The sequence below is a fragment of the Pseudomonas machongensis genome (genome assembly GCF_034961125.1).
Lineage (GTDB): Bacteria > Pseudomonadota > Gammaproteobacteria > Pseudomonadales > Pseudomonadaceae > Aquipseudomonas > Aquipseudomonas machongensis.
On sequence record NZ_JAYFUI010000130.1, the window covers coordinates 25,785 to 45,470 of the forward strand.

Below are 19,686 nucleotides of genomic sequence, written 5' to 3' on the forward strand. Positions count from 1 at the left end.
GTCAGGCGTCCTTCTGCTTGGTGCCGAAGATCTTGTCGCCGGCATCGCCGAGGCCCGGAACGATGTAACCGTGCTCGTTCAGGCGCTGATCGATGGACGCGGTGTAGATCTGTACGTCCGGATGGGCTTTCTCGACCACCTCGATACCTTCGGGCGCCGCGACCAGGACCATGGCGCGGATTTCCCGGCAACCGGCCTTCTTCAGCAGGTCGATGGTGGCGACCATCGAGGCGCCAGTGGCGAGCATCGGGTCGATGATCAGTGCCAGGCGCTGGTTGATGTCCGGCGCGAGTTTTTCCAGGTACGTGTGCGCTTCGAGGGTTTCCTCGTTGCGCGCCACGCCCACGGCGCTGACCTTGGCGCCCGGGACCAGGCTGAGCACGCCATCGAGCATACCGATGCCGGCCCGCAGGATCGGCACTACGGTGATCTTCTTGCCGGCGATTTTCTCGACCTGGACCTTGCCGCACCAGCCGTCGATCTCGTAGGTTTCCAGCGGCAGGTCCTGGGTGGCTTCGTAGGTCAGGAGTGCACCGACTTCCTGGGCGAGTTCGCGAAAGTTCTTGGTGCTGATATCGGCGCGGCGCATCAAGCCGAGCTTGTGGCGGATCAGCGGATGGCGGATCTCACGAATGGGCATAGGGGGAGGGCTCCGGGAGGCGGGCAAAAAAACCGCGCTAGGTTAATCTATTCAGTCCTTGCTGTCGTGCAGTCATTGAGCACGTTAGTCCATAAATGCTTGATCTGGGACGAGCGGATGCGTACCTTTGCCCGCTTTTCCAAAATGCACCTCCTGGAGAGCGCCATGTCCGCCGATCTCGAGCATATCCGCCAAGTGATGAACGAGGCCGATTGCCTGTACAACGAAGCCCAGGTCGAAGCGGCCATCGCCCAGGTCGGCGAGCAGATCTGCAAAGACCTGCACGACAAGAACCCGGTGGTCTTCTGCGTGATGAACGGCGGCCTGATCTTCGCCGGCAAACTGCTGACCCACCTGCAGTTCCCGCTGGAGGCCTCATACCTGCACGCGACCCGCTACCGCAACCAGACCAGCGGCGGTGAGCTGTTCTGGAAGGCCAAGCCGGAAATCTCCTTCATCGACCGTGACGTGCTGATCGTCGACGACATCCTCGACGAAGGCCACACCCTCAGCGCCATCATCGACTTCTGCAAGCATGCCGGCGCGCGCTCGGTGTACACCGCGGTGCTGATCGACAAGGACCACGACCGCAAGGCCAGCCCGGACTTGAAGGCTGACTACGTCGGCCTGCCGTGCGTCGATCGCTATATCTTCGGTTATGGCATGGACTACAAGGGTTACTGGCGCAACGCCAATGGCATCTTCGCCGTAAAAGGAATGTGATCATGCGCAAGCCGGCTTTCATGGATCAGGCCTTGTTCGGGGCGTTGGCTGAGAAGGCCGCTGTCAACCCGCGCGGTCGTCAGCACCACAACTTTCACGAGATGGAAGAGCCTTGCCACCGCATGGCAGTCGGCTTGCAGACCAGTACCTACATTCCGCCGCACCGTCATCTGAAGGATGACAAGGCCGAGGCGCTGGTGGTGCTCAAGGGGCGTCTGGGGCTGCTGATCTTCGACGAGCAGGGCGCGGTGTGCGACAAGCGCGTGCTCGAAGCCGGCGGCGATTGCCTGGGGGTCGACCTGGCGCCTGGCACCTATCACGGGTTGGTGGTGCTCGAAGATGACAGCATCCTGTTCGAATGCAAGACCGGCCCCTACCGCCCGGTAGGCGAGGGCGAGCATGCCTACTGGGCACCGCGCGAGGGCGAGGACGGGGTGGCACAGTACCAGGCCTGGATGCGCGCGCAGTTCGATTGAGCGTACGCTGCCAGTAGCGATCGATCAGGCGTGCTAGAGTGCTCCCCTATGCCAAGGAGCCCTTCATGCGCGCGATCTTTCCCCTTCTGCTGGCGCTGAGCCTGCCGCTGTCGGCAGCGCCTTTGCACAGCCAGTTCCTCCCGCCTGATGACCTCTCGCTGCGCCAGGAAGAACCCGAGTCGCAACAACTGCTGCAGGTCACCGATTACGCGGTGGTGGTCGGTGCCCAGCGTCAGTCCAGCCAGCAGCCGATCCCCATCACCTCGTCCCTTACCTTGCGCCTGAAGGGCAAGCCCATGAGCAAGGGGGCAACCATCGGGCAGGTGCTGGTCACCTTCGACGGCGAGGGCGGCAAGAGCCTCAAGCGGCCGACCTACGATGACAAGACCCGCACCCTGACGCTGAATTATCCACAGGCCGATTACCGGGTGATCATGGACCTGCTGCGCAACGAGACGCTGTACGTGCAGTTCCTCAGTTATGCCAACGGCCATGTCTGGGCCGACCTGCACACTGGAACCGTACGTACGCGTTGAGGCGCATGGGCAGCCAGCGGTACACTGCCCGCCTTTGAAATGCCCGTGATGGCCCAGTTGGAGTCGGCAATGCGTAAAGACAAGAAGCAGGTTATCGGTGACGAGATCAGCGACGACTACATCAAGACGTTCCTTCAGTTCGAGCCGGCCGATGGCCTGACCTCGCCGTCGCACCACAAGCTGATCAAGGCCTACCGTGGCCTGCGCATCGATGACTTCGAGCGTTTCGTCGGCTTCTTCGTTGAAGCTGGATACGATGTCGATGGCAAGGACGAGCACGGCAAGACCTTCGCCGAGGTGATCGCCGACCAGCGCAACGCGCCCGAGTACATCGAGATCATCGCTAACGCCCGCGGCTGATCCTCAAGCCGGTCCTGCCCTTTTTGTGGGCAGGAATTCCAGGCACAAAAAAACGCCCCACGGGGCGTTTTTTCGTTTCAGCCGTTTCAGGCGTAGTGCTTGGCCGGGCTGTTTTGTGCCAGGTCCAGGGCCACGTCATTGTCGGCGCTGATCTTGTGGTACAGCGCGGCATCGGTGGCCAGGGTCTTCTCGCGAGCCGGGAAGATCTCCTTGAGCTTGGCAGCCCAGGCGCCCTTGGCCTGCTCGGGGAAGCAGCGTTCGATCAGCTCGAGCATGATCGAGACCGTCACCGACGCGCCCGGCGAGGCGCCAAGCAGCGCAGCCAGGCTGCCGTCGGCGGCCGAGACCAGCTCGGTGCCGAACTGCAGGATGCCGCCTTTCTTCGGATCCTTCTTGATGATCTGCACGCGCTGACCGGCCACTTCCAGGCGCCAGTCCTCGGCTTTCGCTTCGGGGTAGAAGCGGCGAAGCGATTCCAGGCGCTGCTCCATCGACTGCATCACTTCGCTGACCAGGTACTTGGTCAGGTCCATGTTGTCGCGGGCCACCGCCAGCATCGGGCCGATGTTGCCCATGCGCACCGACAGCGGCAGGTCCATGAACGAGCCATGCTTGAGGAACTTGGTGGTGAAGCCGGCGTAAGGCCCGAACAGCAGGGATTTCTTGCCGTCGACCACGCGCGTGTCGAGGTGTGGCACCGACATTGGCGGGGCACCGACCGCGGCCTGGCTGTAGACCTTGGCCTGGTGCTGCTTGACGATCTCCGGATTGTCGCAGCGCAGCCACTGGCCGCTGACCGGGAAACCGCCGAACCCCTTGCTCTCCGGGATGCCCGACGCTTGCAGCAGCGGCAGCGCCGCGCCACCAGCGCCGAGGAAGACGAAGCGGGCGTCGACTTCACGGCTGTTGCCGCTGTTGACGTCCTTGATGCTCACGGTCCAGCCGTCGCCTTTACGGCGCAGGCCGGTGACCTTCTTGCTGTACTTGACCTGGGCATTGGGGCTGTCGCCCAGCAGCTTGAGCAGCTTGTTGGTCAGGGCGCCGAAGTTGACGTCGGTACCCTTGAGCACGCGGGTGGCCGCGATGTGCTGGTCGGCCGGGCGGCCAGGCATCATCAGCGGCATCCACTCGTTCATCAGCGCCTTGTCTTCGGTGTATTCCATCTCGGAGAACGCGTGGTGCTGCTTGAGCAGCTCGAAGCGCTTCTTGAGGAATTGCACGCCCTTGTCACCTTCGACATAGCTCAGGTGCGGCACGGGATTGATGAAGTCGCGCGGCGAGCCGAAGCCGCCCTTCTTGCTCAGGTAGGCCCAGAACTGGCGGGACACCTCGAACTGGGTATTGATGTGCACGGCCTTCTTGATGTCGATGCTGCCATCGGCGGCCTGGGGCGTATAGTTCAGCTCGCACAGGCCGGCGTGGCCGGTCCCGGCGTTGTTCCAGGGGTTGGAGCTTTCCGCGGCCCCGGAGTCCATCGCCTCGACGACTTCCAGCTTGATCGCAGGGTCCAGCTCCTTGAGCAGTACGGCCAGGGTGGCACTCATGATGCCCGCGCCTACCAGTACCACATCAACCGATTCGTTCTGCGCCATTAACGCGTCTCCACAATCTACAGCACCTAATTGACAGCATAGGACCCCTGGGTTGGCCAGGATCGCCATGTCCGACTCTTCGCAGTTCTTGCAACTTCCGCGGACACCGCCAATCAGTCTTGGGTGTTCGATAATTGAACGCCATTTGCCACGGGTGCGGCAATTCGACTTATGGTCAAGTGTTCCGTCGTGCGTTATGGACCGGCCTCAGGCTCCCATCCAGGATGAGCGCTTTTGCCGTCTGTTCAGGGCTGTTCGAGACGTATCTGCCGCTTTTGCACATGCCAGACTGTTCATTTGCTCGCCACACTCTCGTGAAGTTGTGAAAAACCGTTTTTTCACGCTCTTTTGGAGTCGTGAACCTCAAAAGTGGACTGCGCGGTGGCAACCCGCAGGTTCATGCGCAGCAGACGGCCAGAGACAGCAGGCACGACAGCCAATGCAAGACCTGAGTGGAAGGCTCTCTGTGGGCGAAGCGGTGAAGGTGCCGGGGTCAAGCGGCGAGTGCGGGGCCCGATCAGGAGACGTCCTTATAATCGGGGGGAGATTATAACGAGGTCGCGGGCAGAAAGGTCGTTCTTCTTGGGTTTTTATTGCAGCGTTTGTCAGGCGGGGAGGATGCGTTGCTGCCAACGGCGGCTTGCAGGTACGCAAATCCGGGCACTGTTGGGCAGCGGATGGCCCAGCCAGCCCAGGTGCGCTTCGCTGACCTGGACCCAGCCACTGCCGCGTGGTGCCTGGTGGCACTGCTTGAAGGCCAGGCATTTGCCATCGGCATCCAGGCGGGCGTAGGTGTTGTGGCGCGGGCGTTGGAAGAGCAAGGTCCAGAGCGAGGCCATGGCGGCGAGTCCTGTTTGATCGGGCTGGGGCAAGGATAACGCCGGGGCCATGAAACCATTGTGACAGCAGCTGCGGGCCGATGACTGGCTTGCTCCAGGCTGGGTATACTGTGTGCCTTTGCCGCTTTTTCTGGAGAAATGCGCATGCTGCAACGTCTGTTGTTCGGTTTGATGGCGGTGGCCACCCTGAGCCTGGTCGGCTGTGCACACAGCCCGCAGCAACTCAGCCCGCAACCCAAGCTCACCGCTCAGCTCAATCCGGTAGGTCGTGGCCAGCCGGTGGTCGTGCGGGTGGTCGACGGCCGTGCTTCGCAGTCGCTGGGCACGCGGGGTGGCATGTACCCCGAGACCAGCACCATTACCGTCAACGGCAATGACGTCGTGCCCAAGCTGCAGGCGCAGGCCGAAGCGGCAGTACGCCTGCTCGGCTTCACCCCCACCTCGGGGGCCGGCAGCGCGCCACAGCTGACCGTGACCCTGGCCGAGCTGAAGTACCAGTCGCCCAAGGACAAGATGTACGTGACCGAGGCCACCATCGGTGCCACCTTCCGTGCCGACGTGTCCAACGCCAACCGTCGCTACAGCGGCCGTTACGGCGCCTCGCTTGACCAGCGCTTCGGCATGGCGCCGAATCAGGAAACCAACACCAAGCTGGTCAGTGACGTACTCAGCGATGCGCTGACCCGGCTGTTCAAGGACCCGACCATCGGTCAGGTCCTGGCTGAATAAGCACGTAGCCTGAATGAACAAAACCCGCTGCCTGGCGACAGGCAGCGGGTTTTTCTTTGGTCGGACGATGCCCAACCCTTGGTAGACGTGGTCCCTGTGGGAGCGGGCTTGCCCGCGAACACCGGCTTCGCCGGTGCCATGCACCGCGGTGTACTTTTCGCGGGCAAGCCCGCTCCCACTGGGTCGCGAGTGGGCGGTCAGGCCGCCTCGATGCCGAAATCCAGCATACTCAGCCCGGTGTCCATATCGACCTCCGGCAGGTCCTGGTGCGCGTGTCCGCCCAGGGCGCAATACACCAGCCAGCGCTGGTCGTGGACATTGATCGCGAATCCGTCGATCAGTGCCTGCTGCTCCTCGCTCTGCGAGACGAGGTAGAGACGGTCCTGGTTTTCGGCGTGCAGCATGACAAGCTCCGGTCTGGAAAGGCCGACAGGGTGGCCTGTCTGGATGACGAGCGTGTGACAGATGAAATTTAGTGACACTTGGTCGCAAAAAACGGGAGGTTGGGTGGAGCTTGGGTAGAATGCCGGGCTTTGCTTATCGTCGTTTCGAGGTTGCGCGATGTCCCTGCAAGTCCTCTGGGGGTTCCTGGCCGCCCATCCCGCCAAGCTGATCAATGTCCTGGCGCTGTTCATCACCTGCCCCGGCGGCCTGCTGCTGCACAGTGCGCGGCGTCGCCAGAGCGATGTGCGTGAAAGCCTGGCTGCCGAGGAAGGGCTGGTCGATGCGTTCGACCTGCGTGTACCGCGCTACTACTACATCCTGGGCTTCTCGTGCTTGGCGATGGCGCTGCTGTTGTCGTGGTTCAGCACCTGGATCTGAACCGCTTTTCTGCGGCACAAGGCCGCTCCTGCAGGGATGGCGCCGTTCATGAACGCGGCGGTGTTCCTGCGGGAGCGGCTTCGTCTCAAACCACCTCGGCCTGGCGCTTGACCTGGTACTGATTGCGCACCGGCGTCGCATACTGCTGCACCAGGTATGGCCGGTGCTCCGCAGGGCAGGCCTCCAGGCGACGCTGCCACTCCTCCTTGGCGCGTGCCAGCTCCTCGGCCGCAAACACTTTCTCTGCGGCGGGTACTTCCAGCGCCGCGTCCTGCCCGTCCCACATCGCATAGGCCAGGTAGTGGACCGGGAACAGCCGGTAGCCGCCGAGAATCTGCCGGTCGATGGCCAGGGCCAGTTGCTTGGTGTCCTCGTGGTACTCGGTCACCGGCGGGGCGAAGTTGATGTGCACCCGGCCTTTGTAGCCGGTGATGCCCTGGGCGATGCTGTTGTCGTCTTCGCCGGGCACTTTCTTGTAGGTGCCGGTGGTGGCGCGGATATACAGTTCGCGCGCCTTGGCCTGGTCGCAGGGGTCGTATTCGTAGCTGATCGACACCGGGATCAGGTTCAGGCTCTGGATCACTGCGCCGAACGGCTCGTCCTTGCGGCTCATGTGGAACATCTTGAGGATCGCCGAATCGGTGCGATCGTCACCATCCTTGGCACGGCCTTCGGCCTGGGCAATCCAGATCGAGGCGCTGTCGTTGCGGATCGAATGGTTGATGTAGGCCGACAGCAGTTGGTAAGCCGCGAGCTTCTCGCGTCGGCCACTGATCGAGCGGTGCACGATGAAGCTCTTGTTCAGACGCATCATGTCGCTGACGAACGGCTTTTGCAGCAGGTTGTCGCCGATGGCGATGCGTGGCGTCGGCAGGCCGGCGTGATAGACCGCATAGTTGACGAACGCCGGGTCCATGACGATGTCGCGGTGATTGGCCAGGAACAGGTAGGCACTGCCCGACTTGAGCTGCTCGACGCCAGTGTAGGTGACCCCGTCGGTGGCTCGGTCGATGGTGCGGTCGACGTAGTATTCGACCTTGTCCTGCAGGGTCGAGACGCTGGTCACGCCAGCGAACTCCTTGCGCAGGCGCCGGGCGATCAGCGGCTTGAGCAGCCAGCCGAAGGCGCCCGCGATACGCGGGAAACGGAAGTGGGTGAGGATATCGAGGAATGCCGGGTCGCTGAGCAGGCGTGCCAGCACGGCAGGCACTTCAGCGTCGTCGTAAGGTCGGATGGCATCGAATTCGCCCATCATGCTCTCTTGTTGGAAACGGCTAGAGTAATAAAGTAGGGGCGGGGCCGAAAAAAACGGCTCGGACACACACGGACCCCGTAAACAGACCGGCAATTATACGCATAAGTCACTGCGCAGGCCCCCGATGCTCGAAATCGACTTTTATGACTGCCCTTATTGCGGTGAGCGTGTGGAAACCACGGTCGATATTTCCGGTGGCGACCAGCACTACACCGAGGACTGCCAGGTGTGCTGCCAGCCCATCGTGTTCATCCTGCAGGTGCATGGTGACGAATGGATGCTCGAAGTCCGCCGCGAGGACGATGCCTGATGCGCCGCATCTACGAACCGGAGAGCCTGATGGAGGCGCAGATGCTGGTAGGCATGCTGGCCAGCGAAGGCGTCCAGGTGCACCTGATCGGCGGCGATCTGGTCGGCGCCATGGGCGATCTGCCGATGCAGGGCTTGCTGGCCCTGGCGGTTGCCGATGAACAGGCCGGGTACGCACGGCAGCTGATCGATGAGTACAATGCCGCCCAGCCCCTTGCCGGGGACGAGCCGGAGAGTATCCCCGGTACCCTGATCTGCTAGGTTTGCTGTCTTATGTGCGGACGTTACGCCCTCTTTCGCTGGTCCCAGGCTTTTGCCGCCCTGCCCGGATTTCCCGCCGACCAGCAGGCCCAATGGAACATCTCGCCTGGGGCGTCGGTGCTGATTCAACGCCGGCTCGACGGCCAGTTGCAACTGGCCAGGGCTCGCTGGGGCCTGACCCCGGCCTGGCTCACCGACCTGTCCCGCACCCCCGCCCATGCCCGCGCCGAGACCCTCGCCGAGCAGCCGATGTTTCGCGAAGCATTTCGCCAGCGCCGTTGCCTGATGCCGGCCAACGGCTTCTACGAGTGGCGCGGCACGGCGCGCAAGCGCCCGTACTGGGTCACGCCGGGGGAGGGCGCATCGCTATTCTATGCCGCGGTGTGGGAGGCGTATCCGGTGCAGGAGCAGGTCTGGCTCAGTTGTGCGGTGGTCACTCAGGCGGCGATGAACCAGCGTCGGCCATTGATTCTCGATGAGGCCGGGCAGGCCGCCTGGCTGGATCCCGACACACCGCTGGCGCGCCTGCACGAGTTGCTGGCCAGCCCTCCCGCGGCGTTGCGCGAGCGGGCGCTGGCGCATCTGGTCAATGATCCGAAGCTCGATGGACCGGAGTGCCTGACTCCGGCTTGAGATTTATGGCGAGCATTTCGCGGGCAAGCCCACTCCTCACAGAGATGGGCTTGCCCGCGAAAAGAGCGACTCGGTATTTGAATCAAACCCTGAACTGATTGATCAACCGCCGCTGCTGCTCGGCCAGCTTGGTCAGCTCGGCACTGGCCTGGCTCGATTCGTCAGCCCCGCCGGCCACTTCGCCGGCCACCTGGCCGATGTTGATGACGTTGCGGTTGATGTCCTCGGCCACCGCGCTCTGCTGTTCGGCGGCGCTGGCGATCTGGGTGTTCATGTCGTTGATCACCGACACGGCCTCGGTGATGCTCTCCAGCGCTTCGGCAGCGCGGCTGGCCTGCTGCACGCTGTCGTCGGTCTTGCCCTGGCTGTCTTCCATTACCTTGACCACATCGCGGGTGCCCTGCTGCAACTGCTGGATCATCTGCTGGATTTCCTGGGTCGCCTGCTGGGTCTTCTGCGCCAGGTTGCGCACCTCGTCGGCGACCACGGCGAAGCCGCGGCCTTGCTCTCCGGCGCGGGCCGCCTCGATGGCAGCGTTGAGCGCCAGCAGGTTGGTCTGTTCGGCGATGGCGCGGATGGTCACCAGGATGGCATTGATGTTCTCGCTGTCGCGGGCCAGGGTCTGCACCACGGTCACTGCACGGCCGATCTCGCTGGCCAGGATGCTGATCGACTGCGAGGTGTCGCGCACGATCTGCATGCCCTGGTTGGCAGCCTGGTCGGCATTGCTGGCGGCGTGCGCGGCGTGGGTGGCATTGCGTGCCACGTCCTGGGCGGTGGCGGTCATCTCCTGCACGGCGGTGGCTACCTGGTCGATCTCGGCCATCTGCTTGTGCACGCCCTGGTTGGTGCGGATGGCGATGTCGGCAGTGTGCTCCGAGGAGTCGCTGACTTTCTGCACCGAGGTCACCACCTGGCTGATCATCGCCTGCAGCTTGGCCAGGAAGGTGTTGAAGCCTTTGGCGATGGCGCCCAGCTCGTCGGCGCGATCACTCTGCAGGCGGCGGGTGAGGTCGCCTTCGCCCTGGGCGATGTCGTCGAGCATCGCCACCATCTGTTTCAGCGGACGGGCAATGCCATGGGCCAGCAGCCAGATCACCAGCAGGCCGAGGGCGGCGATGCCCAGGCCGACCAGGGTCATGCCGGCGATGTCGGTACGGCGCTGCTCGCCGAGGTCTTTCTGTAGCTGGTTGACGTCGGCCATGACCGTGCTCAGCGGCATTTCCAGCAGCAGGACCCAGCGCGCGTCGGTGCTGGCGACCTTGAACGGCAGGAACAGCTCGATACGGTCCTTGGCGGTGTCGACTTTATAGTGCAGGTCTTCGCCGCTGATACTGGCCAGGGTCGCGGCTTCGGCGGGGTCCAGCACGTCGCTGGCTTTTTCGCCGAACTTGGAGGCGTCCTTGGTATAGGCGACCAGACGACCGTTGCTCGACACCAGTGCCAGTTCGCCGGCGCCGTTGTACAGCTGGCGGTCGGCGGCGTTGAGCAGGTCTTGGATGAAGTTCACCGACAGGTCGGCCCCGGCGATGCCCTGGAACTGACCGTTGACCATGATCGGCTCGACGAACGACGCGAGCATCACCATCTTGTCGCCAACCTTGTAGGGTGCCGGGTCGATCACGCAGGCCTTCTTGGTTTCCTTCGGGCAAAGGTAATACTCACTGGCGCGTACCCCGGTCGACAGCACGGTGTGGTCGTTCACGTCCACCAGGCGGTCCTGGCCGAGACTGCCGTCGGCGTTGCGGAACCACCAGGGCAGGTAGCGTTCGCCATTGATGTCGGCGTGATCCAGTGCGTTCGGTTCCCAGCCCAGGTACGCCCCGAGCACGGTCGGGTTGACCTCCACGGTGCGCTTGAGCAGGTTGTTCAGGTAGGCGCGGTCGATCTGCATCAGCGGTTTGCCGTCGGCGTCCTGCATGCCGAGCATGGCGTTGACCGTGGCCAGGCTGCGGCTGATCAGCAGCGGCGCTTCCAGGCCGCGCTGGATCTCGCTCACCTGGGTGCGGGCCAGGGCCGACAGGCGCTGTTCGATCACGCTTTCGAACTGCTGCTGGGTGCGCTGCTGTACCAGGTCCTGGGTGCGGGCCCCGGAGTACACGGCGTACAGCACCAGCGCCGCGACAATGCTCAATACAATGGCACCGGCCAGGGCCGCCACGGAAAACTGGATCGACTTGAACTTCATTACTGGAAAGCTCCACGCAAGGAGGTCGTTTTCTTTTGTTATCGGCGTGGTCGAGGGAAAGCATGAGGGGAAGATGAGAGAAATCTTCCCTGCGGCTCTGGCAGGGTCAGGCGAGTGGGCCTAGGATACGCGGCATGTAAAAAGGGAGTGTTTTCATGCGTAAGTCTTTCGTGATCAGCCTGTTGAGCGCCAGCGTTCTGCTGGGTGGTTGCCAGGCGGTCAATACCACCAGCGGCGGAGCGGTTGGCGTCGAGCGCAAGCAGTACATGTTCAGCATGCTGTCGACCGATGAGGTCAACCAGATGTATGCGCAGTCGTACCAGCAGACGCTCGGTGAAGCGTCGAGCAAGGGCGTGCTGGACAAGAGCAGTGCCGATGCCAAGCGTGTGCAGGTCATTGCCGACCGCCTGATTGCCCAGGCCCCGCAATTCCGGCCGGATGCCGCGCAATGGAAGTGGGAGGTCAACGTGATCAAGAGCGATGAGCTCAACGCCAACTGCGGCCCGGGCGGCAAGATCATCGTCTACACCGGGCTGATCGATCAGCTCAAGCTCACCGACGCTGAGCTGGCTGCGGTCATGGGCCATGAAATCGCCCACGCCCTGCGTGAGCATGGTCGCGAGGCGATGTCCAAGGCCTACGGTATCGAGATGGCGCGCCAGGGCGCCGGTGCGATCTTCGGCCTTGGCCAGGACAGCATGGCGCTGGCCGACACCGTGGTGAACTACTCCATGACCCTGCCCAACAGTCGGGCCAATGAGAACGAGGCCGACCTGATCGGTCTGGAGCTGTCGGCGCGTGCCGGTTATGACCCGAATGCGGCGATTACCCTGTGGAACAAGATGAGCAAGGCGTCCGAAGGCGCTCCGCCTGAGTTCATGAGCACTCACCCGGCTTCGGCCAGCCGCATCGCGTCGCTGCAGGCCGCGATTCCGAAGGTGATGCCGCTGTACCAGGCGGCGAAGAAGTAACCCGCTCTGCGCTGTGGGGTAGTTGTCTGGTTCAACTATCCCGCGGCTGGAGCAATTCCTGTGGGACCAGCCCGCTCCCACAGGCCGGTTTGTTCCCAGGAACCGGTTTGCTTCCAAAGGCCGGTCGGCTTCCACGGTTCCTGTCCTGAAGGCCTTAGCCAATCCACCCACTGGTCTTCATCGCCGAATACACCGCGACCGCTGCCAGCACGAAGAACGCTGCCGCCGCCAGTCGACGGATCAACGTCAGCGGCAGTTTGTCGGCCGCGAAGTTGCCCGCCAGGACCACTGGTACGTTGGCAATCAACATGCCCAGCGTAGTGCCGATGATGACCATGATCAGGTGCGGGTACTGCGCGGCCAGCATCACCGTGGCGACCTGGGTCTTGTCACCGATCTCCGCCAGGAAGAACGCGATCAACGTGGTCAGGAACGGGCCGAAGCGGCGTGCATTGCTGGTTTCGTCATCGTCCATCTTGTCCGGGACCAGGGTCCACAGGGCGGTGGCGGTGAAGCTTGCAGCCAGGATCCAGTGCAGCACGCTTTCGGTGAAGAACCCGCTGACCCAGGCCCCCACGGCGCCGGCGGCCGCATGGTTGGCGAGGGTGGCGGCGACGATACCGGCGATGATAGGCCACGGCTTGCGAAAGCGCGCTGCGAGAATGAGCGCGAGCAATTGCGTCTTGTCGCCGATTTCAGCGAGCGCAACGATGGCGGTGGGAACGAGCAGGGATTCGAGCATCAGGCTTCCTACGGGGCGGGTCGACACGGCTATGACACGTACAGCCTCCCCGCCCCGGGTAAGGTGTGCGTGTCATAGGTCTTGTCAAACCCCGGGCTCATCTGTGTGAGCCGTGAGGTCGCACGCGCCATGGCCTGTGGGCCAAGTGTGTTGACGCGTACCGGGCAAGCAGAGGGTGCTTGCGGGAGACTACTCCCCTAGGACGGAGCGGATTCTGCCTAGCCGAAACGGTTTGGGCAAGCGTTAATTTTTTAACCGCGTGTTGCCCTGTAGATCCGGAAGCCGTCTGCTTCGGCGCGGATTTCGCAGTTGCCCAAGGCCTCGTGGAGCAGGGGTTGATAGCGCAGGAAGCTATTGGCAACCAAGCGTATTTCGCCGCCTTTTTGCAGAATTTTGCTGCTTTTTCTCAGCAGGTTTTCCGCCGCCTGATAGTCGGTGTGCACCCCGGTATGGAACGGGGGATTGCTCAGGATAACGGTGAGATTATCGGGTGCTGCATCAATGCCATCACCGCTGATCACCTCGCCTTGCAGACCATTTGCAGCCAGGGTCAGTCGACTGGCGGCCACGGCGAAGGCATCGACATCGAGCAGGGTGACGTTGCTTTGTGGATAACGTCGCTTGATGGTCGCGCCGAGTACGCCCGCGCCACAGCCAAAGTCCAGCACATGGCCGACCGGCAGTTGCTCCAGATGCTGCAGCAGCAGCGCGGTGCCGCGATCCAGGCGGCCGTGGCTGAACACGCCCGGGAGGCTGACCACCTGCAGCGGGCCATCCTCGAGCGCCAGCTCGAAGCGCTCCGCCAGGCTCTCCAGGGGCTTGGCCTCGAGCGCATTGTCCACGGTCACCTGCCACAGCTGGCAGTGGCGGGCGCTGTCGAGCTTGCGCGGTTTGCCGAAGGCCTGCAGTTGCTTGGCCGCGCCTTCGATTCCGCCACGTTTCTCGCCGACCAGATACAGCTCGCGCCCGCCCAGGCGCGAGGCCAGGGCGTTGAGTAGGTAGGCGGCAAGGTCGCGGGATTTGGGCAGGAACAGTACCGCCGCGTCGAACGGAACCTGTGGCACCTCCACGCCGTAGTGGCTGCGGCCGGTGAAACGCTGCTCCAGCAGCGCCTGATCACCGGCGTGCCAGGTCCAGGCGTGCGCGTGCGGCAGTTGCCCGAGCAGGCCATCGGCGGCGGCGCCGGCGATCAGCAGCGGGCCCTGGAACAGGTCCGCCTGGCGGAGCAACACTTCACTGCGCGGGTCCATCGGCGGACGCCTCCTGAAAAAGCGCGAAGTGTATCACTTGGCGTACCGGGACGCGGCGTGGTCGCTGCAGGAGCAACTGCATTGTTCAAGATCTAAAGGCCAGCCCAATCCCGCGTGGGAGCCACTGTCTTGCTCAAAATCTGTGGGAGCGGCGGTTCGCCGCTGCGACTTGCCCGCGAACACGGGCGTAGCCCGTGCCAGGCAACGCGGTGCCTTTTTCGCGGGCAAGCCCGCTCCTACAGGTACCGCACCCGCGCTGAGGGCCGTGCACGGGTTGTTAGGCGCGACCGAGCGGGTTTGCGCTTCAGGCCACCACCCGCCGTGGCTGACCGGCGAAGAACGCCTGGGCGTTTTCGGCCAGTTGCCCGACGATACGCTGGCGCGACTCCACCGCACCCCAGGCGCTGTGCGGGGTGATGATCAGGCGCGGGATGTCTGCCGCCAGCAGCGGGTTGCCGTTTACCGGCGGCTCGACGCTCAGCACATCGGTCGCCGCACCGCCCAGGTGACCGCTGCGCAAGGCATCGGCCAGCGCCTGTTCATCGATCAGGCCGCCGCGGGCGGTATTCACCACCAGGGCACCTGGCTTGAGCAAGGCCAGTTCACGGGCGCCGATCATGTGGCGGGTCTGCTCGTTCAGCGGGCAGTGCAGTGTCATGGCATCGACTTGCGGCAGCAGTTCATCCAGCGCCAGGCGATCGGCGCGCGCCGGTCGTCCAGGGATCTGCCCGCTCAGCACACGCATGCCGAACGCCTCGGCCAGGCGCGCCACCGCGCCGCCCAGCTCGCCGTGCCCCAACAGGCCCAGGGTCTTGCCTTCCAGCTCGACGATGGGGAAGTCCAGCAGGCAGAACTGGCTAGCCTTGGCCCATGCGCCGTCCCTTACCGCTTGCTGGTAGTCGCATAGCCGGGTGGCCAGGGCCAGCAGCAGCGCCAGGGTGTGCTGCGCCACCGAAGGTGTGCCGTAGCCCTGGCAGTTGCACACGGTGATGCCTTGGGCGCGGGCGGCGGCGAGGTCGACGTTGTTGGTGCCGGTGGCGGCCACCAGGATCAGTTTCACTTGTGGATTGGCCGCAAGCGCCGCAGCATCGAGCATCACTTTGTTGCTGATCACCACGCTGGCGCCCTGCAGGCGTTCGCTGACCTGTTCCGCTGCGCTGGCGGCATGCAGTTGCAGGCTGTCGAACTGCTGTTCGAGCGCAGAAAGGTCGAGATCTCCCAGGTCAAGGGAGTGATGGTCGAGAAAAACTGCATGACGCGACATTGGCGGCTCCGTCGGCAAAGGCCAGAGGTGGGGAGCGCATCGGCTCCGGATTCTGCGGCGCTGTAACGCCCTGTTCGCACATTGCCACTCATACTTTGCGACGCCAAATCATTCCTTCGGCTGATTTGACCGTCGCGTCACCGATCTACAGTAAATCCTTGAATATCCGGCACGCTTTTCAGAAAAGGGATACCCATGCTGCAGACCCGCCTCCTCAAGCCCGCCGACGGCGCCTACACCTACCCGCTGCTGATCAAACGCCTGCTGATGTCTGGCAGCCGCTACGAAAAGACCCGTGAAATCGTCTACCGCGACAAGGTGCGGCTGACCTATCCCGAACTCGGCGAGCGCATCGCCAGGCTGGCTAACGTGCTCACCGAAGCTGGGGTCAAGGCCGGTGACACGGTGGCGGTGATGGACTGGGACAGCCATCGTTACCTGGAGTGCATGTTCGCCATCCCGATGATCGGCGCGGTGGTGCACACCATCAACGTGCGCCTGTCTCCCGAGCAGATCCTCTACACCATGAACCACGCCGAAGACCGCTTCGTGCTGGTCAACAGCGATTTCGTCGGCCTCTACCAGGCCATCGCCGAGCAACTGACCACGGTCGACAATACCCTGCTGATCACCGATGGCCCGGACAAGACCGCCGAGCTGCCGAACCTGGTCGGTGAGTACGAGCAACTGCTCGCCGCCGCCAGCCCGCATTACGACTTCCCCGACTTCGACGAGAACTCGGTGGCCACCACCTTCTACACCACCGGTACCACCGGCAACCCCAAGGGCGTGTACTTCACCCACCGTCAACTGGTGCTGCACACCCTGGCCGAAACCTCGGTGCTCGGCAGTCTCGACAGCGTGCGCCTGCTGAGCACCAACGACGTCTACATGCCGATCACGCCGATGTTCCACGTTCATGCCTGGGGCATCCCCTACGCGGCGACCATGATGGGCGTCAAGCAGGTGTATCCGGGGCGCTATGAGCCGGACATGCTGATCAAGCTGTGGCGCGAGGAAAAGGTCACCTTCTCCCACTGCGTGCCGACCATCCTGCAGATGCTGCTCAACTGCCCTTCAGCCAAGGGCCAGGACTTCGGTGGCTGGAAGGTGATCATCGGCGGCAGCGCGCTCAACCGGGCGCTGTACGAGGCTGCCCTGGCGCGGGGCATCCAGCTCACTGCGGCCTATGGCATGTCGGAAACCTGCCCGCTGATCTCCTGCGCGCACCTGAACGAAGAACTGCTGGCCGGTGGTGAAGACGAGCGCGTCAGCTACCGCATCAAGGCCGGCGTACCCGTACCCTTGGTGGAGGCGGCCATCGTCGACGACCAGGGCAACTTCCTGCCCGCCGACGGCGAGGCCCAGGGCGAACTGGTGCTGCGCGCCCCCTGGCTGACCATGGGCTATTTCAACGAACCGGAAAAGAGCAACGAGCTGTGGGCTGGCGGCTGGTTGCACACCGGCGATGTCGCCACCCTCGATGGCATGGGCTACATCGATATCCGCGACCGCATCAAGGATGTGATCAAGACCGGCGGCGAATGGATCTCCTCCCTCGATCTTGAAGACCTGATCAGCCGTCACGGGGCCGTGCGCGAGGTGGCGGTGGTCGGCGTGCCCGATCCGCAGTGGGGCGAGCGGCCATTCGCGCTGCTGGTCGTGCACGAAGGCCAGCAGCTGGACGCCAAGATGCTCAAGGAGCATCTCAAGCCGTTCGTCGAGTTGGGGCACATCAACAAGTGGGCGATTCCGAGCCAGATCGCCGTTGTTACTGAAATTCCCAAGACCAGCGTGGGCAAGCTCGACAAGAAGCGTATCCGCGTGGACGTCACCCAGTGGCAGGCCAGTAACAGTACCTTCCTCTCGACCCTGTAACACTTGCCCGGGTCACGCCTGTCCTGGCGTGACCCGCGTGTTAGAGGTATCGCGCCTTGTCAAACGACGAAATTGAGCCATGCTTCTGCACTGCCAGCGATCGAAGTGGCCATTTGCGATGCCTCTGCTTGCGAGACGCAAATCACACTTTAGAGGGATCAAGCGCGTGTGGCCGCTGGCTATAGTCGGGTCAGGGGATTTTCAGAAATGGGGGAGGGCGCACGCGCATGCCGTGCTGCCTCTGGCAGGAGCCTGCTCGCAGCGCTCGGGGCCGTTTCTGAAAGGACTCACTGCCATAACAAAAAAGTACATGGAGTAGCGTCGATGACATCTGCAAACCCGTTCTGGCGCCGGGCCAAGCTGCCCTTGGCCGTCAGCCTCGCTTCCACGCTCGCAAGTCCCGCATTCGGTGTGAGTTTCAACATCGGGGAAATCGAAGGTCAGTTCGACTCATCGCTCTCCATCGGGGCCAGCTGGTCGACTGCCAATCCCAACAAGAACCTGATCGGCGTCAACAACGGTGGCAAGGGCCTGTCCCAGACCTCCGACGATGGCCACCTGAACTTCAAGAAAGGCGAGACCTTCTCCAAGATCTTCAAGGGTATCCACGATCTCGAACTCAAGTACGGCGACACCGGCGTCTTCGTCCGTGGCAAGTACTGGTACGACTTCGAGCTCAAGGACGAAGGCCGCGAGTTCAAGGATATCAGCGACTCGGGGCGCAAGTCGGGGGCCAAGTCCTCGGGCGCGCAATTGCTCGACGCGTTCATCTACCACAACTACGCCATCGCCGACATGCCGGGTTCGGTGCGCTTCGGCAAGCAGGTGGTGAGCTGGGGTGAAAGTACCTTCATCGGGGGCGGCATCAACTCGATCAACCCGATCGACGTCGCTGCCTTCCGCCGCCCAGGCGCCGAGATCAAGGAAGGCCTGATCCCGGTCAACATGTTCTACATCTCCCAGAGCCTGACCGACAACCTGTCGGCCGAAGCCTTCTATCAGCTCGAATGGGACCAGACCGTCACCGACAACTGCGGCACCTTCTTCTCCCAGCCCGACATTATCTCCGACGGCTGCACCGACAACCTGCGCGTGCTCAACAGCAGCCGCACGGTGCCAGGCGCAGCGCAGCAGTTCCTCGCCACCCGTGGCGTGAACATCAACGAAGAGGGCGTGATGGTGCGCCGTGGTCCGGACCGCGACGCGCGTGACAGCGGCCAGTTCGGCGTGGCGCTGCGCTACATGTTCGAACCGCTGGACACCGAGTTCGGTGCCTACTTCATGAACTACCACAGCCGTGCGCCGATCTTCAGCGCCACCGGCGCCTCGCCTGCGGTGTTCGCCGGCATTCCGTCGCTGCCAGCCAACCTGCGTCCGCTGGCGCCGCTGATCGTCGCGGGCAACTCGCAGTACTTCGTCGAGTACCCTGAAGACATCCGCCTGTACGGCCTGAGCTTCTCCACCACCCTGCCCACCGGCACGGCGTGGAGCGGTGAAATCAGCTACCGTCCCAACGCTCCTGTGCAGTTGAATACCACCGACATCCTGTTCGCCGGTGTGCGTCCACTGGGCGGCGCCCTGGCCAACGCTTCGCTGCTCAACGGTACCCCGGGTCAGGACCTGCACGGCTATCGCCGCAAGGAAATCACCCAGTTCCAGACCACCCTGACGCACTTCTTCGACCAGGTGATGGGCGCCAGCCGCATGACCGTGGTGGGCGAACTGGGCGTCACCCATGTGGGCGGCCTGGAGAGCGCACACGACACCCGTTACGGCCGTGACCCGGTATTCGGCCCAGGCCCGCTGCCGGCCACCGGCGGCGCCAACACCTGCCAGGCACTCAATGCCAGCACCATCGCCGGTGCCGGTGCAGGCGCCTCGACCACCAACCTCAACCGCAAGTGCGAGAACGACGGCTATACCACCAGCACCTCCTGGGGTTATCGCGCCCGGGTGATCTGGGACTACAACGACGTCTTCGCCGGGGTCAACCTCAAGCCCAACGTGGCCTGGTCCCACGACGTGTCCGGCTACTCGCCAGGCCCTGGTGGCAACTTCGAGGAAGGCCGCAAGGCGATCAGCCTGGGCCTGGACGCCGAGTACCAGAACACCTACACGGCGAGCCTGTCGTACACCAACTTCTTCGATGGCAAGTACAGCACCGTGGATGACCGCGACTTCGTCGCCCTCAGCTTCGGCGTGAACTTCTAAGAACTCT

Annotated in this window: 21 protein-coding genes, 1 pseudogene and 1 riboswitch; of the genes and pseudogenes, 12 read left to right on the forward strand and 10 right to left on the reverse strand. The window is 63.3% G+C overall.

Translation table 11 applies throughout. From position 1 onward, the window contains the following. Nucleotide 1: 1 nt before the first annotated feature. Nucleotides 2–640 carry a uracil phosphoribosyltransferase gene (gene upp / locus VA602_RS13740; RefSeq protein ID WP_063542927.1) on the reverse strand — a complete coding sequence of 213 codons (639 nt, stop codon included), beginning with the start codon at nucleotides 638–640 and terminating at the stop codon, nucleotides 2–4. Nucleotides 641–805: 165 nt separating this feature from the next. Between upp and VA602_RS13745 the strand changes: the two genes are divergently transcribed. The 4 genes from VA602_RS13745 to VA602_RS13760 all read left to right on the forward strand — a co-directional run bounded on the left by VA602_RS13745 (nucleotide 806) and on the right by VA602_RS13760 (nucleotide 2,735). Then, nucleotides 806–1,363, forward strand: a complete 558-nt coding sequence (locus tag VA602_RS13745) for a hypoxanthine-guanine phosphoribosyltransferase (protein WP_054894596.1) — start codon at nucleotides 806–808, stop codon at nucleotides 1,361–1,363. Nucleotides 1,364–1,365: 2 nt separating this feature from the next. Then, nucleotides 1,366–1,839 (forward strand): WbuC family cupin fold metalloprotein, encoded by a 474-nt coding sequence (locus VA602_RS13750; protein WP_323453463.1) that lies wholly within the window; start codon nucleotides 1,366–1,368, stop codon nucleotides 1,837–1,839. A 65-nt stretch (nucleotides 1,840–1,904) separates the two neighbouring features. Beyond that, a complete protein-coding gene (locus VA602_RS13755) occupies nucleotides 1,905–2,375 on the forward strand; it encodes a hypothetical protein (RefSeq protein WP_063542933.1) in 471 nt (156 codons plus the stop codon). 69 nt (nucleotides 2,376–2,444) lie between these two features. After that, the gene (locus VA602_RS13760; RefSeq protein ID WP_054894593.1) at nucleotides 2,445–2,735 is read left to right on the forward strand and encodes a PA4642 family protein; all 291 of its coding nucleotides are present in this window, start codon (nucleotides 2,445–2,447) and stop codon (nucleotides 2,733–2,735) included. Between the two features lie 86 nt (nucleotides 2,736–2,821). On the opposite strand, the gene mqo is transcribed toward VA602_RS13760, so the two are convergent. Beyond that, complete coding sequence (gene mqo, locus VA602_RS13765) at nucleotides 2,822–4,327, reverse strand: malate dehydrogenase (quinone) (RefSeq protein WP_054894592.1); 1,506 nt, start codon at nucleotides 4,325–4,327, stop codon at nucleotides 2,822–2,824. A gap of 605 nt (nucleotides 4,328–4,932) precedes the next feature. After that, nucleotides 4,933–5,166 (reverse strand): hypothetical protein, encoded by a 234-nt coding sequence (locus VA602_RS13770; RefSeq protein ID WP_323453464.1) that lies wholly within the window; start codon nucleotides 5,164–5,166, stop codon nucleotides 4,933–4,935. A 144-nt stretch (nucleotides 5,167–5,310) separates the two neighbouring features. Between VA602_RS13770 and VA602_RS13775 the strand changes: the two genes are divergently transcribed. Then, a complete protein-coding gene (locus VA602_RS13775) occupies nucleotides 5,311–5,895 on the forward strand; it encodes a YajG family lipoprotein (RefSeq protein ID WP_054894590.1) in 585 nt (194 codons plus the stop codon). Between the two features lie 197 nt (nucleotides 5,896–6,092). Here the strand turns inward: VA602_RS13775 and VA602_RS13780 are convergent, their stop codons facing one another. After that, entirely contained in the window at nucleotides 6,093–6,299 is a 207-nt protein-coding gene (locus VA602_RS13780; RefSeq protein WP_323453465.1) for a hypothetical protein, read from the reverse strand. A 157-nt stretch (nucleotides 6,300–6,456) separates the two neighbouring features. Between VA602_RS13780 and VA602_RS13785 the strand changes: the two genes are divergently transcribed. Beyond that, nucleotides 6,457–6,717 carry a hypothetical protein gene (locus VA602_RS13785; RefSeq protein ID WP_054894588.1) on the forward strand — a complete coding sequence of 87 codons (261 nt, stop codon included), beginning with the start codon at nucleotides 6,457–6,459 and terminating at the stop codon, nucleotides 6,715–6,717. Nucleotides 6,718–6,802: 85 nt separating this feature from the next. Here VA602_RS13785 and VA602_RS13790 read toward each other — a convergent pair whose 3' ends face one another. Then, on the reverse strand, nucleotides 6,803–7,969 hold the full coding sequence (locus tag VA602_RS13790; protein ID WP_054894587.1) for a 1-acyl-sn-glycerol-3-phosphate acyltransferase: 1,167 nt from the start codon (nucleotides 7,967–7,969) through the stop codon (nucleotides 6,803–6,805). Nucleotides 7,970–8,096: 127 nt separating this feature from the next. Between VA602_RS13790 and VA602_RS13795 the strand changes: the two genes are divergently transcribed. The 3 genes from VA602_RS13795 to VA602_RS13805 are packed head-to-tail and all read left to right on the forward strand — an operon-like array spanning nucleotide 8,097 to nucleotide 9,175. Next, on the forward strand, nucleotides 8,097–8,282 hold the full coding sequence (locus tag VA602_RS13795) for a CPXCG motif-containing cysteine-rich protein (RefSeq protein WP_054894586.1): 186 nt from the start codon (nucleotides 8,097–8,099) through the stop codon (nucleotides 8,280–8,282). Then, on the forward strand, nucleotides 8,282–8,542 hold the full coding sequence (locus tag VA602_RS13800) for a putative signal transducing protein (protein WP_054894585.1): 261 nt from the start codon (nucleotides 8,282–8,284) through the stop codon (nucleotides 8,540–8,542). Before VA602_RS13795 ends, VA602_RS13800 begins: the two co-directional genes overlap by 1 nt. A gap of 12 nt (nucleotides 8,543–8,554) precedes the next feature. Further along, entirely contained in the window at nucleotides 8,555–9,175 is a 621-nt protein-coding gene (locus VA602_RS13805; protein ID WP_054894584.1) for an SOS response-associated peptidase, read from the forward strand. A gap of 82 nt (nucleotides 9,176–9,257) precedes the next feature. Here VA602_RS13805 and VA602_RS26795 read toward each other — a convergent pair whose 3' ends face one another. Both VA602_RS26795 and VA602_RS26800 read right to left on the reverse strand, forming a co-directional pair. Next, complete coding sequence (locus tag VA602_RS26795; protein ID WP_371105661.1) at nucleotides 9,258–10,100, reverse strand: methyl-accepting chemotaxis protein; 843 nt, start codon at nucleotides 10,098–10,100, stop codon at nucleotides 9,258–9,260. Nucleotides 10,101–10,112: 12 nt separating this feature from the next. Then, a pseudogene (locus VA602_RS26800) lies at nucleotides 10,113–11,363 on the reverse strand (HAMP domain-containing protein); the annotation flags it as partial. Between the two features lie 155 nt (nucleotides 11,364–11,518). Between VA602_RS26800 and VA602_RS13815 the strand changes: the two are divergent. Then, a complete protein-coding gene (locus VA602_RS13815; RefSeq protein ID WP_054894582.1) occupies nucleotides 11,519–12,334 on the forward strand; it encodes a M48 family metallopeptidase in 816 nt (271 codons plus the stop codon). A 154-nt stretch (nucleotides 12,335–12,488) separates the two neighbouring features. Here VA602_RS13815 and VA602_RS13820 read toward each other — a convergent pair whose 3' ends face one another. The 3 genes from VA602_RS13820 to VA602_RS13830 all read right to left on the reverse strand — a co-directional run bounded on the left by VA602_RS13820 (nucleotide 12,489) and on the right by VA602_RS13830 (nucleotide 15,590). Beyond that, complete coding sequence (locus tag VA602_RS13820) at nucleotides 12,489–13,076, reverse strand: TMEM165/GDT1 family protein (RefSeq protein ID WP_323453466.1); 588 nt, start codon at nucleotides 13,074–13,076, stop codon at nucleotides 12,489–12,491. Nucleotides 13,077–13,162: 86 nt separating this feature from the next. Continuing rightward, nucleotides 13,163–13,287: riboswitch (yybP-ykoY riboswitch) on the reverse strand. A gap of 40 nt (nucleotides 13,288–13,327) precedes the next feature. Continuing rightward, nucleotides 13,328–14,326 (reverse strand): class I SAM-dependent methyltransferase, encoded by a 999-nt coding sequence (locus tag VA602_RS13825; protein ID WP_323453467.1) that lies wholly within the window; start codon nucleotides 14,324–14,326, stop codon nucleotides 13,328–13,330. A gap of 304 nt (nucleotides 14,327–14,630) precedes the next feature. Beyond that, on the reverse strand, nucleotides 14,631–15,590 hold the full coding sequence (locus VA602_RS13830; protein WP_323453468.1) for a 2-hydroxyacid dehydrogenase: 960 nt from the start codon (nucleotides 15,588–15,590) through the stop codon (nucleotides 14,631–14,633). 195 nt (nucleotides 15,591–15,785) lie between these two features. On the opposite strand from VA602_RS13830, the gene VA602_RS13835 reads away from it, so the two are divergent. After that, nucleotides 15,786–17,468, forward strand: coding sequence for a fatty acid--CoA ligase (locus VA602_RS13835; RefSeq protein WP_323453469.1), 1,683 nt, complete (start codon nucleotides 15,786–15,788; stop codon nucleotides 17,466–17,468). Nucleotides 17,469–17,792: 324 nt separating this feature from the next. Beyond that, a complete protein-coding gene (locus tag VA602_RS13840; RefSeq protein WP_112897345.1) occupies nucleotides 17,793–19,679 on the forward strand; it encodes a DUF1302 domain-containing protein in 1,887 nt (628 codons plus the stop codon). Nucleotides 19,680–19,686 lie beyond the last annotated feature (7 nt).